This window comes from Citrobacter braakii, assembly GCF_002075345.1.
In the GTDB taxonomy this organism is placed as follows: domain Bacteria; phylum Pseudomonadota; class Gammaproteobacteria; order Enterobacterales; family Enterobacteriaceae; genus Citrobacter; species Citrobacter braakii.
In genome coordinates this window covers 407,470-419,568 of the sequence record NZ_NAEW01000003.1, presented here as the reverse complement: position 1 = coordinate 419,568, position 12,099 = coordinate 407,470, and the positions used below count along the sequence as shown (strand labels likewise).

Below are 12,099 nucleotides of genomic sequence, written 5' to 3'. Positions count from 1 at the left end.
GAATAATGCTATGAAAATTAAAGTTTCGCTTCTGGCGTTGACGCTGGCTCTTCAGGGTTGTACGTCTATTGATACCAAGTACGATAAAAGTATTGTCCAGCAGGAAACCGGCAACCCGACCACTCCGGATGAGATGAAAACGACCGGTTATATGAAATATAACGAGCCTTATCTGGGCAAAAAGGTTGAATATAACTCCCGTAAACAGGCGCTGCTGCGTAAGCAGGTGAGTATTCAGTCTTACGAGCCTACCGATCTGGCGACAATTCTTGAGGCGGTGACCGCGCAAACCGGTATTAGCTACCGTATTAATACTTCCGTTCCCGGTGGAAAATCGGATGCGGGGGAACCGGAGTTCCGCAGCGTTAAGTTCAACGGAACGTTTGAGGAATTTACCCGCTATATTTCCGCGCTGTATGACGTGAATCCGCTGCTGGATAACAACGGCGTGCTTGTCGTCTCTTATTTCCAGAACTATGTGCTGAAGCTCGATTTTTACGGCGAAGACAACAAGTTTGAGACCAGTCTCGATCTGTCCGGTAATGAAGCCACTTCCGGCGGCGGTCTGAAAGGCAAAGCCGAAACCAAGTTTGAATCCAGCTTCTGGGACGACGTTGAGGATATGGCGGAAAAATTTGTCTCCAGCGGCGTTTACAGCATTTTTAAAGACGCCTCGATTCTGACGATCACCGCACGTCCTTCGGAGTATCACGCGCTGAATGAGTCGCTGAAAAAATTCCAGGCGGATAATACCCGTCAGTTTGTCGTGACTTACAAAATATTTACCCTTGATAAGCGCAAAACGAAAGAGCTGGGCGGTGGGGTCAATATGACCTTCAACGACGGGACCTCCTCTTTTGGTATCGACAGCTCAGAAATGCTGATGAAGCTCTCCGGCGGCTTAACCGCAGGCTGGACCAATCAGCATATGAATATCAGCTCTCAGTTGGATGCCCTGTACGAACTCACCGGCAGTAAGGTGATCCAGAGCGGTTCGTTTATTACCCGTAATAACATCCCTATTCCGCTCAACATGACCACGTCGCAATATTATGTTTCAAGTCGCACTAGGGAACAAGATTCCAATACAGGAGACGTCAGTACGGAGGTGGAAACCACGGAACTGGTCACCGGCACCAGCTTTATTCTTACCCCGCGTATCTTAACCGACGGGCGAATTGAAGTGGCCAGCGGCTTTACCAAGCGCTACCTCAACTCAATCGATACCTTTGATGAAGTTCAGTTGCCGTCGGTAAGCACGACGGAAATGTTTAACATTTCCACAATTACGCCGGGTAGCCTGCTGCTGGTCAGCAAATACGAAGCGAAAGAGGATTCTGACGGTCAGGGATGGTCGGTGCTGGCAGGCTCGGTCACCAACAACGATCATGTCGAAACGGTGGTTATGGTAGTCGGTATTGATAATTACCGTGCCCCAACGCAGACCCGATGAGGGCATCATGCTTAAGCACTTATCAGAAAATCGGGTATTAATTGATCTGGTCTGGAGCTACGAGCCCACCTCTCACGAACCTTATTATCTTGACTGGCTGGCACATATACGGCGAACCCATCGCCAGTTAACGATCTTGTCGGATGAAGGGGAAATGGTTACGGGTTTCTGTACTAAACACTCCACCTTATATGAGCCTTTCGCCCTGTGGATGAAAGCCCTGTACGGTGACGGTATTTATTACTATGAGCAGGCGGAAAGCTACTATTTCCTGATTATCACGCGCGGTGCTCCCGTATCAGGCAGCGATCGTCTGGTCTCCAGACGCTTCTGGATGAAGCTGAAAGAGCAACTGAAAGAGTCGCCACAGTATGCGGAGCTACCGTTAATTCAGTTAACGGAACAGCACTTTGAGGCGGTGATTGAAGGCTGTACTGAACATCAGCGGCGGCAGAAAAAACGGCGACAGATGATGATCGGCGCTCTGTTAGCAGGCGGCATCGTATTTTTACTGGTGTTTATGACACTGCTGAAATTATTTATAAAAGGATGAGAACGTGGCGGTCTCTGAAAATCTCTATTTCTGGAAACGTCGTAATATTATAGGGGGCGGTTCTACCGGGCGAGGAGGTAATATTATCGTCTGGGTCGTTACGCTACTGATTTTATTAGCTGGCGGCGGCGGGGCGGGCTATTACTATTTTATCTGGAAACCGGAGCAGGAACGATTGGCCAGAGTCCAGGCTGAACAGGCTGCCCGCCAGCAAAAAATCAAAGCTATCGAAGATTTTTATCGCAACTCGCTTACGGGAGGCAGCATTTCTGATGCCAGCCTGCTGCTGGAGCAGCTCTTGCTGGCGAATAAAAAACTGTCGCAGGTAGGCTTTGCGCCAAAAAGTATTGAATGTACCAGTACGGGCTGTTCACTCAGCTATGCGCTGAATCCAGGGCGGATATTTAGCGTGGCCGATATTAATCTCTGGGGCAAAACCTGGTCGCCCAGTTTTTCAAAAAACACGCTGGACTATACGGGCGTTGAGTCCGGGATGAATAAACATCCGTGGTTCAGCGCCTGGCAGAGTAAAAATACGGTCAATCTGCCGGTCTGTACCGATGTATTAAGTTATATCAGCACCTGGAACTCATTAGGCGGACGAAATACCGAACTGGTATTTACCGGGATGCCCTCCTCTGCCGTCGGGCAAAATGAAAGCGCGCTGAAAAGTGCGGTAACGTCATTCGGCATGCTGTTCGCCGGTTGGACGATCACCTCACCGACCAAAATGGATTTCTCAGGCGTGTCGTTAGTGTTGAATAAGCAACCCTTTGCCGACGCGTTTATTATCAAATCAATCGTATTCAATGAAAACTCAACGCTCGTTACCGGAGGACTGGCATGCAAAAAGGGAAATTAATCATTGCGGGAATAGTGTTGACGCTTTCACCTGCTCTTTACGCCGCAGATACGGCAGAAATCATCCCCGCGCAGCAGGTTGTGCAAGCGGAAGGCACGCCGCCGTTAAGCGACGTATCGCCGATGCAGGATCACGTTGTTGAGATGATAGAAAAAGATTTCAACTTCGAGAGCCAGTACCGCGAGCTGGCGAATCAGCTTGCGCTGGAAAAAGTCCGTAGCGAGCTGCGCAAGCTGCGCGGTGAGAAAAAGGCGGATAGCGCAGCGGTTATGCCGGTGAGCACCGCCAGCACAATGGATGATATTAGCGCTTCCCCTGGAGCAACGTCAGAATCTGCGCCTGGGCTGCGGCCGCTGCTGATTTCCGAAATCGCGGGTCAAAAACGCGTGGCGATTGCCGGCGCCGACGGCGGCGTGAAGATGGTGCCGCTGAATCAGCGTTTTAGTTACGGCGGTTATGACTATATTGCGCGTCATAACCAGGCAAATGACGTGACGGTCGAGGTTGTGGGTAAGTGATCGATTATATCCAGTTTAACGAGGAGAACATTCATTCTCAGGAGTGGCAATTCCAGGAGTATGACGGCGATATTCTGGTTGCTGAACATGCGGATGAAGCCTGGTTACTGGTATCCACGCCTTTGATTGATAATCTGGCGCCAATGCAGGCGGTGTGCCACCGCCTGCAGGTTTCCCATAATATTCAGGTTAAGGGAATAGCGCAGGTTACTGAGAAAAATTATTACCTGATCGTAGAACAGCTGCTGTCGGCAGGAAGTAAGCTGCTTGAGCAGGAAAGCAGTAACACACAGCTTGCGCTGGAAGAAATGCTAAAAAAGGCCGTGGCGTTGAAGGCCAGCGACCTGCATATCACCCGTAATGATATGGTGGCGAATATTGAGCTGCGCATTAACGGCGTGCTTTGTCCGTTTATACAGATGAAGGCGTCACGCTGCGATGAGTTGGTGTTCGTGCTCTATAACGTTGAGGCAAGCACCCGCGACACCACCTGGAACCGCAATATTGCGCAAAACGCCAATATCCTCTATTCGCTGGCGGGGAAAAGCTACCGCTTCCGCTATGCGCACTATCCGATATTTGGAGAGACCAGCGATTGCTATCACGCGGTATTGCGAATTATTCCATCGGGTCTGGACAGAGCCAGCGTCGCGAGCCTGGATAAGCTTGGCGTTTCCGATGAGGAAATTAGCGACCTCAAAAGGATCCTGAGTAACCCCTACGGCGCTTATATTATTGCCGGAACAACCGGTTCGGGGAAATCCACTACCCTGAAGAATTTGATGGAATGGATGCAAATCAACCGCTATGACAATCGCGGCTGTTTTCTGACCGTAGAAGATCCGGTCGAATATCAGATCTATGGCGCGACGCAAAGTTCGGTATTAAGCGGCGAATCCGGAGGATTCCATTCGGCGATCAAATCCTCGCTGCGTCGCGACCCGGACGTACTGATGGTGGGGGAAATTCGCGACAATATCTCTTCTAACGCGCTGGCTGGGGCGGTGGAAAGTGGTCACTACTGCTTTACCACCGTGCACGCAGGCAACATCGTTTCGTTATTGCAACGCTTATCCGCGCTCGGTATTACCAGCGATAAGCTTTCAACGCCGGGCTTTATTGCGGGCTTACAGTGCCAGAAGCTAATACCGGTACTGTGCCCGCAGTGTAAAACGTCCTTACGGACCACCGCCATTAAGGGACGCGAATTCCAGCTTTATGAAAAAAACGCTGAAGGCTGTCCGGCCTGCAAACATACCGGTATTGGCGGACGCCAGTTGGTGATGGAGTATTTGCTGCCGGTGTATGACGAGCTGGAGGCCATTGCAGAACAGAAGTGGCTTAAAGTTTATACCGTCTGGCGCGCGAAGCGATTAAAACAGACCGGCCTGAGCGAAGGATTCGAAATTAAAGAAAAAACGATGGCGGCAGTACTTCAGGGACGCGTGTGCGCGACCTGGTTTCAAATGGAATTTGGGCAAGTCGTTCAGGAAGAACTGGAGGTAATAGTTGAAAAAATTTGGTAAGAAACAGCGTATTTATCTTTATCAGTTTTGCGCGGATATGATTAACGCTGAGCTTCCGCTGTATGATGCGCTGCAAAAATTACGCGCGGAAGGGGAAAAACTGCTCGGCAAAGGATTTGCTAAACGTCTGGAAGATCTGACCGCGAAAATGGCGAAAACCACCTCCATTGCGATGGTTTTCGAGGGACTGGTCCCTGAATCTGAACTGAGCGTGATTAACGCGGCGGAACGCAGCGGCAGCCTGGCCGACGGTTTTATCACCCTGGTAAACGTAATTAATTATAACGACGAGTTGCGCAAGAAAATCGTCGGCGCCATCACCTTCCCGCTCATTATGCTGGTCCTGTCGCTGGTGGTGATAGGCGGTTATGCTTATAAAGTGTTCCCGGCTTTTGAAGGCGTTGTACCGGTTGAAAAATGGCCTGGCGTCACCAGCGCGCTCTATATTTTTGGGATGGCGCTGTGTAATGGGCTGTGGATATATATCCTCATTGGTTTTATTGCGCTGGTTACCGTGATCAAAATAGCGATGGGCAAAATGACCGGGAATATTCGTAATCAGTTTCTTGACCGAATTATGCCGTTCTCAACGTATAAGCAGTTGACCGCCTCTATTTTTCTCAACAACCTGGCGCTGATGTTAAAAAACGGCATTCCGCTCAACGATGCGCTCAGCATTATTAGCCTGAACTCCAGCCGCTGGCTGCGCTGGCACCTGGCCGGGATGCAGAAGAAAATGGCGGCAGGCGTCAGCTATGGGGAGGCGCTCAATTCGGGTTTACTGAACACGGAAACGCTGCTTAATATCAGCCTTTACGCCGCGCTACCTTCGTTTAATGAGGTGCTGCTGGCGGTATCAAATAAATCACGTGAACACATTCGGGAATATATCACTAAACTTTCCGGGTTATTAAAAGCGCTCTCCACGCTGATATTAGGCGGTTGCGTAATATGGGTTTTTGCCGCGTTGTTTTCGCTCAGCGACAAGTTGGCGGCGATGGGCGCCAGCGGTTCTTTTTAGGAAAATTAAATCATGGAACTGTTAATGCCATGGATGGTGGCTATTTTTATCCCACTTGGATTGCTGTTTGGCAGCTTAGCCAACGTGATTATTTATCGTCTGCCGCTGATGCTTGGCGTAATAGATGAGGATGATTCAGAAGGGGCGGCTGTTAATTTGTGGTGGCCGCCGTCGCACTGCCCTGCCTGTAAATCGGATATTAAGCCCTGGGATAATATTCCGGTTCTCAGTTGGCTGTTACTGAAGGGCAAATGCCGCCAGTGCGGCATTGCGATCCCGGTTATTTATCCGGTTTCTGAACTGGCGATGGGGCTGGTATGGGGGGCGCTGGCCTGGTTTTACCTGCCGCAATGGTCTCCTCAGCTCGCGCTGGCGTATGCACTGTTGTTTATGGTGCTCTACAGCGCGGCGGTTATCGATTTTAAACATCTGATTCTGCCGGACGCGCTGGTCTTCACCGTGCTCTGGGGCGGGCTACTGCTTGCCGCATCGGGCTACTCCATGGTGCGGGTGAAGGACGCGGTTTATGGCGTCGCCGCCGCCTGGCTATTGCTGTGGGGCGTGATGAAGCTGTGGGAGACGTTGTGCAAACGCGACGGTCTGGGCTACGGCGACGTCAAGCTCTACGCCGCCTGCGGGGCATGGCTTGGCTGGCAGCGCCTGCCGGAATTACTCTGCTTTTCGGCGCTGACCGGGCTGCTGTTTTACGCCTGCGTGCGGTGCTTTTATACGCAAGAGGATGACAAACATCGCTTTTATATTCCGTTCGGTCCGGCTATCGCGCTGGTCGCGTTTTTACTGCTGCTCTGACGGAGGTCGATCGTGTCGTGTCTGATATGGAGCGTATGGCTGACAATAGCGCCGCTGGCGACGACCAGCTGCGAGCAAGCCTGGCAGCAAGCTTTCGTTCCGTCATTACAGGCGGCGCAAGTGTGGTCAGAAGAGAACCTGCAGATATCGTCCAGCGCTGCAGCGGTGGTTGATGATAACGCGCCGGTACGCTTTATCTGGCCCGTGGCAAAGCGCCAGATCAGCTCAGGATTTGGACAACGCCTGCACCCTGTGCTGGGGCGCATGATGCAGCATAAAGGGATGGATATTCCTGTGCCATTCGGCAGCAGCGTGCATGCAATTGCCGACGGCGAAGTGGTGGAGAGCGGCTACGGTCGCGGCACCGGATACTTTATCACTCTCCGTCATGCAGACGGCTGGCTGAGTCGCTATTTTCATCTCGCCTCTGCGCGGGTGCGTAAGGGCGAAAAGCTGACGGCGGGCGAAGAGATCGCCGCATCCGGCAGCAGCGGTTTTAGCACCGGTCCGCACCTGCATCTGGAAATTGCCTGGCGGGGCGTGGCGCTCGACCCGCAGCCCTTGCTGAACAACACCCCGATGCTGGCGCGCGCCGGGCGTGCGTCTGCGGAAGAAAAATCCGACGCTCAGCCTCGGGTGGTGCTGGTTTCTCAGGGACCGGGCGGAACCCGGATCACCGTCCGGTTTAACAACAAAACGCGCACCGTGGCACCAGGTAGTATGGTGTTTGGCAACTATCAGGTCGTGCTGTTGCGCAGTGGTAAATATCAGATTATTTCCGCTGTATAACAAGGAGCTACATAATGGAAAAAAAGAAAAGGATCGCTTTATCGGCGGGGTTGCTGGCGGCAGCGCTGCTTTTTAACCCAGGAGTGTTGGCAAGTGACGACACTCAGGAGCCAGAGAACAGCAAAGGGCATTTTGGCTTTCTGCCTCCGCAGCCACCGCTGAAACTGCCGGGATCACATTATTTTCTCGTTAAGGTTTCGAGTGATTTTAGCCGCCTGGGACAGACAGCGGGTATTAACTATCAGATCACAGGCGTGAATGTTTACTGGAAAACTAAGGGAATCGATCAGGAGCGTGGGCGTTCGCATGCTTCTCTTGTTGGGCCAAATCTGCCAAATTGTTCATTTGGGAACGAAGCCCCGTGTAACGTTACTTTGGCTAATGCTGAAGATGGAAATGAGGACCGTAGCTCTGGTGGAAAACTGTATCAACTTGGATCAACAGAGCATCTGGAAGGGTTAGTATGGGTTTATTCTAACCATCTATTCAACGGTGATACGGTAGGCTCCCCCAAATACCTTGACGATGGAGTTTGTCCCGATCTAGTGAGAAATCAAGATTTAAATCATGCTTTTAATGGCAGGAGAACGCGATTTTTTCGGGGTTTTTATGATGGATTTGAATACTGTGGAAATGGCATAGAGAACATCCCAGGCACCACGCGCACACTTCGACCTGATGGAACCTATGATGCTAAAGTTACTAATCCAGATAACGATGTCCACCTTTCTGCTATGTTCAATTCGCAAGATTCAAGTATCTGTAATGATGCAGGTCCATTATATTGCGGTGGCTCTGGCAATACCCCCAGCGGCTATATCTATATCCCCAGTAATAATCTGAAGTATATGGTTATTGAGGTAATGGGGTTTGAAGCTCAAAGTCACGATCTTCATACTTTTCCCATTATAGCGTTTAAATATACCAACATTGCTCCTGACGATCCTGACAGCTATAAGATGGAATTTGTCTCGTCGCAGGACAAGACGGGGGTTAATTTAGGTGAACCTATCAGCTATATGGTACCATTTTATAATAAAGGTTTTAGCTCTTACAGAAATATAAATCTGTTTGCGTCCGACTTTCACTGGAATGGAGATATAAGCAACGACGGACACGACGACAAATATGTCGGTTACGGCAACTATGGGCCTCTTCTGGATTTCAAAAATATTGACTATCTGGAGGTGAACCTTAAATCTCTCGATCATATGGTGTTAAATGGTCCCTCCCGTATGGCAAAGAATAACGTGTCCGTGGACGGTACACGAGGTGGAGTGGGGGTTAGTCTTCGCAAATATGACTGGAAATGTTCAGAAGGCCCTGAAGTAGTCCCTGACGGGGCAGAACTTAATGGGGCAACAGAAGAGGAATACCTTAAGGCTAATTGTGCCTACAAGACGCGGTATTAATAGCTGACCGGCGGCGTCTGCGCCGTATGAGTTAATTTTTTCCCCGCGAGGTTCACACGGATGTAAACCTCGCTTTTTATCTTTGGACAGGCTTTTCCTGCTCTAACTGATGGCGTTAGTAGGCGTTCACCACGACCCACATCGGTCCCTGACCCACCGCATAACGCCCCTTCTCTGCCAGCAGCCCCTGCTCGCCAGCAATCTCATACACCGCGATATGGTGCGATTTTTGCCCGGCGGCAATCAGGTACTTACCGCTGTGATCGATATTAAAACCGCGCGGCTGAGTTTCAGTAGGCTGGAAACCCTCTTTGGTCAGCACGCTGCCATCTTCAGACACGCTAAAGATCGTAATCAGGCTTGCGGTGCGGTCACAGGCGTACAGATGACGACCATCCGGTGTAATGTGAATATCCGCTGCCCAACGGGTATCAGTGAAATCAGCCGGCATCATATCCAGCGTCTGCACACACTCAATCTTGCCGTACGGATCTTTCAGCGCCCAGACGTCAACGGAGCTGTTCAGCTCATTCACACAGTAGGCAAATTGCTTATTCGGATGGAACGTCATATGACGCGGGCCAGCACCTTCAACGGTGGTCACTTCCGCCGGTTCCTGCGCCACCAGATGTCCATCATCGCTTACCTCAAACAGACAGATACGATCCTGTTTCAACGCCGGAACCCACAGGATACGGTTATCCGGTGAGATGTTGGCCGAGTGGCAGCCGTCCAGACCTTCAACCACGTCAACCTGTTCCACCGGCAGGCCATCTTCCAGACGCGTGACGCTCACGCTCCCGGCGTTATAAGAGCCGACAAACACGAAACGTCCCTGATGATCGGTAGAAATATGCGTCGGGCTACCCGGCAGCGCAGACTCCGCCGCGAAGGTCAGCGCACCGTCATCAGGCGCAATGCGGTAAGCCAACACGCGAAATTCCGGGCGCACGCCAACATAGAGGTAGCGCTTATCCGGGCTGACGACCATCGGCTGTACCTGACCCGGCACATCAACCACCTGCGTCAGCGTCAAAGAACCATCATGATTCAGGCTCCAGACGTGGATTTGCTGACTTTCAGGGCTGGCGGTATAAACGGTTTGCTTCATGAATACTCCTTTGCTTTTTGGCAGGTGGCTGCAATTGCCTGACACACGCCTAAGGTAGACGCTTTTAACGGTGAATGCTTAATTAAGGCGCAGAATTTTGTCCGGCTCCCGTCTCGGTGTACCATTCCAGCAGACAAAATTCTCAACCTTAATCTGGAAATAACTATGACCGCACGCGTGATTGCCCTGGATTTAGACGGTACCCTGTTGACCCCGAAAAAAACCTTGCTGCCATCCTCTCTTGAAGCGCTCGCGCGCGCCAGAGAAGCAGGATACCAACTTATCATTGTCACAGGTCGCCATCACGTTGCTATTCATCCTTTTTATCAGGCACTGGCGCTGGATACACCTGCAATTTGCTGCAACGGCACCTACTTGTATGATTATCAGGCAAAAACGGTACTGGAATCCGATCCCCTTCCGGTAAACCAGGCATTACAGCTGATCGAAATGCTGGATGAACATCAGATCCACGGGCTGATGTATGTGGATGAGGCCATGCTGTATGAGCGCCCAACCGGGCATGTGGTGCGTACCGCTAACTGGGCGCAAACCCTGCCGCCGGAACAGCGCCCTACCTTCACCCAGGTGCCTTCGCTGGCGCAGGCTGCACATGACGTTAACGCCGTCTGGAAATTTGCCCTCACCGACGAAGATATTCCGAAACTGCAGCAGTTTGGTAAGCATGTTGAACAACAGTTGGGGCTGGAGTGTGAATGGTCCTGGCACGATCAGGTCGACATTGCCCGTAAAGGCAACAGCAAAGGACGACGCCTTACCCAGTGGATTGAAGCACAGGGCGGGTCAATGGAAAACGTCATTGCCTTTGGTGACAACTTTAACGATATCAGCATGCTGGAAGCTGCAGGTACCGGCGTGGCGATGGGTAATGCCGACGACGCGGTCAAAGCCCGCGCCAACATCGTAATTGGTGACAACACCACCGACAGCATCGCGAAATTTATCTACTCCCACCTGCTGTAATCACGCGGTAATCGATACGCTCTTAATTTGCGCGTACAGCCACAGGCCAGGTTTGATACCCAGTTCATCCCTGGCCCACGGGCTGATCCTCGCCCACAGCGTTTTACCGCCCACTTCAAGCTGAACCTCCACCTGACCATTATCGTCATAGCACTGCGCGACTTTCGCCCGCAGCACGTTACGAATACTGGTCTGCTGCGGCGGTTGAAGCACCAGCGAAACATCAGATGCCTGAATACGAATACGCAGCGCAGTTTGTAGCGGTTGATCCAGCTTATTGACCCATAGATGCTGATCGCCAAGCGCCAGTGCAGTCATTGCGTAATGTGGATGATGTTCCAGCACGCTGACTTTCAGAATGCTGCTTTGCTGTTCCTTTGGTAGCCACGGGTGCATCACGCTGCTGCCCCAGATATCTTCCAGCGAACCGAACGCTTTAACCTGCCCGTTTTCCAGCACCATCACTTTGTCTGCCAGGTGCAAGATTTCATCGAGCGAGTGGCTGACGTAGAGCATCGGAATATTAATTTCACGCGCCAGGCGTTGCAGGTAAGGCAACAGTTCGCGCTTACGCGGGATATCCAGCGAGGCTAGCGGCTCATCAAGCAACAACAGTTCCGGCGCGGTAAGCAGCGCCCGACCGATGGCTACGCGCTGTTTTTCACCGCCAGAAAGACCGCCGGGCAGACGGTCAAGCAGCGATTCAATGCCCAACAGGGCCACCAGCTTATCAAACTGTCCGGCCATACTTTTCGCCATACCGTAACGCAGGTTGCCGCGCACTTTATAATGCGGAAACAGGCGCGCATCCTGGAAAACATAGCCCACCCGACGTTTTTCGGGCGTTAAACAGATTCCGTTCTCGACGTCGTTCAAAACCCGTCCGTTAAGCACGATGCGCCCGGACTGCGGCTGCGTCAGGCCGCTGATGGCGTTAATCAGCGAGGTTTTACCCGCGCCGGAAACGCCAAAAATAGCGGTGATCCCACTGGCTGGCAGCGTTTCGTTGAGCGTCAGGCAATGCGTCCCCAGCGTTTGGGAGAAATTAAGTTCCAGCATG

The 12,099-nt window shown here is 51.7% G+C and carries 12 protein-coding genes; 10 read left to right on the top strand and 2 right to left on the bottom strand.

What is annotated here, in order from left to right; all coding sequences use genetic code 11:
• Positions 1 to 10 precede the first annotated feature (10 nt).
• Genes BZK42_RS09205 through BZK42_RS09165 form a run of 9 tightly spaced genes read left to right on the top strand, consistent with a single transcriptional unit; the run spans position 11 to position 8,944 of the window.
• On the top strand, positions 11 to 1,453 hold the full coding sequence (locus BZK42_RS09205; RefSeq protein ID WP_080859031.1) for a type II and III secretion system protein: 1,443 nt from the start codon (positions 11 to 13) through the stop codon (positions 1,451 to 1,453).
• Between the two features lie 7 nt (positions 1,454 to 1,460).
• Entirely contained in the window at positions 1,461 to 2,006 is a 546-nt protein-coding gene (locus tag BZK42_RS09200) for a hypothetical protein (protein ID WP_080859030.1), read from the top strand.
• 4 nt (positions 2,007 to 2,010) lie between these two features.
• On the top strand, positions 2,011 to 2,868 hold the full coding sequence (locus tag BZK42_RS09195) for a hypothetical protein (protein ID WP_080859029.1): 858 nt from the start codon (positions 2,011 to 2,013) through the stop codon (positions 2,866 to 2,868).
• Entirely contained in the window at positions 2,850 to 3,386 is a 537-nt protein-coding gene (locus tag BZK42_RS09190) for a hypothetical protein (RefSeq protein WP_053389688.1), read from the top strand. The genes BZK42_RS09195 and BZK42_RS09190 overlap by 19 nt, the downstream gene beginning before the upstream one ends.
• Entirely contained in the window at positions 3,383 to 4,912 is a 1,530-nt protein-coding gene (locus tag BZK42_RS09185; RefSeq protein ID WP_080859028.1) for an ATPase, T2SS/T4P/T4SS family, read from the top strand. The genes BZK42_RS09190 and BZK42_RS09185 overlap by 4 nt, the downstream gene beginning before the upstream one ends.
• Positions 4,896 to 5,933 carry a type II secretion system F family protein gene (locus BZK42_RS09180; RefSeq protein WP_053389686.1) on the top strand — a complete coding sequence of 346 codons (1,038 nt, stop codon included), beginning with the start codon at positions 4,896 to 4,898 and terminating at the stop codon, positions 5,931 to 5,933. Before BZK42_RS09185 ends, BZK42_RS09180 begins: the two co-directional genes overlap by 17 nt.
• Positions 5,934 to 5,945: 12 nt before the next feature.
• Positions 5,946 to 6,743 carry a prepilin peptidase gene (locus BZK42_RS09175; RefSeq protein WP_080859027.1) on the top strand — a complete coding sequence of 266 codons (798 nt, stop codon included), beginning with the start codon at positions 5,946 to 5,948 and terminating at the stop codon, positions 6,741 to 6,743.
• Positions 6,744 to 6,755: 12 nt separating this feature from the next.
• Positions 6,756 to 7,532 (top strand): M23 family metallopeptidase, encoded by a 777-nt coding sequence (locus BZK42_RS09170; RefSeq protein ID WP_242672062.1) that lies wholly within the window; start codon positions 6,756 to 6,758, stop codon positions 7,530 to 7,532.
• A 14-nt stretch (positions 7,533 to 7,546) separates the two neighbouring features.
• On the top strand, positions 7,547 to 8,944 hold the full coding sequence (locus tag BZK42_RS09165; RefSeq protein ID WP_047359461.1) for a hypothetical protein: 1,398 nt from the start codon (positions 7,547 to 7,549) through the stop codon (positions 8,942 to 8,944).
• 115 nt (positions 8,945 to 9,059) lie between these two features.
• On the opposite strand, the gene pgl is transcribed toward BZK42_RS09165, so the two are convergent.
• A complete protein-coding gene (pgl, locus tag BZK42_RS09160; protein ID WP_049042052.1) occupies positions 9,060 to 10,055 on the bottom strand; it encodes a 6-phosphogluconolactonase in 996 nt (331 codons plus the stop codon).
• A gap of 165 nt (positions 10,056 to 10,220) precedes the next feature.
• Here pgl and BZK42_RS09155 point away from each other — a divergent pair, with 165 nt between their 5' ends.
• Positions 10,221 to 11,039 carry a pyridoxal phosphatase gene (locus tag BZK42_RS09155; RefSeq protein WP_016152329.1) on the top strand — a complete coding sequence of 273 codons (819 nt, stop codon included), beginning with the start codon at positions 10,221 to 10,223 and terminating at the stop codon, positions 11,037 to 11,039.
• On the opposite strand, the gene modC is transcribed toward BZK42_RS09155, so the two are convergent.
• Entirely contained in the window at positions 11,040 to 12,098 is a 1,059-nt protein-coding gene (gene modC, locus BZK42_RS09150) for a molybdenum ABC transporter ATP-binding protein ModC (RefSeq protein ID WP_080859026.1), read from the bottom strand.
• Position 12,099: the final 1 nt, after the last annotated feature.

Excerpts from the sequence above, each read along its gene's own strand:
- BZK42_RS09155 (WP_016152329.1), top strand. The coding sequence starts at position 10,221 with ATGACCGCACGCGTGATTGCCCTGGATTTAGACGGTACCCTGTTGACC.
- BZK42_RS09190 (WP_053389688.1), top strand. The coding sequence starts at position 2,850 with ATGCAAAAAGGGAAATTAATCATTGCGGGAATAGTGTTGACGCTTTCA.
- BZK42_RS09200 (WP_080859030.1), top strand. The coding sequence starts at position 1,461 with ATGCTTAAGCACTTATCAGAAAATCGGGTATTAATTGATCTGGTCTGG.
- modC (WP_080859026.1), bottom strand. The coding sequence starts at position 12,098 with ATGCTGGAACTTAATTTCTCCCAAACGCTGGGGACGCATTGCCTGACG.
- pgl (WP_049042052.1), bottom strand. The coding sequence starts at position 10,055 with ATGAAGCAAACCGTTTATACCGCCAGCCCTGAAAGTCAGCAAATCCAC.
- BZK42_RS09175 (WP_080859027.1), top strand. The coding sequence starts at position 5,946 with ATGGAACTGTTAATGCCATGGATGGTGGCTATTTTTATCCCACTTGGA.
- BZK42_RS09205 (WP_080859031.1), top strand. The coding sequence starts at position 11 with ATGAAAATTAAAGTTTCGCTTCTGGCGTTGACGCTGGCTCTTCAGGGT.
- BZK42_RS09165 (WP_047359461.1), top strand. The coding sequence starts at position 7,547 with ATGGAAAAAAAGAAAAGGATCGCTTTATCGGCGGGGTTGCTGGCGGCA.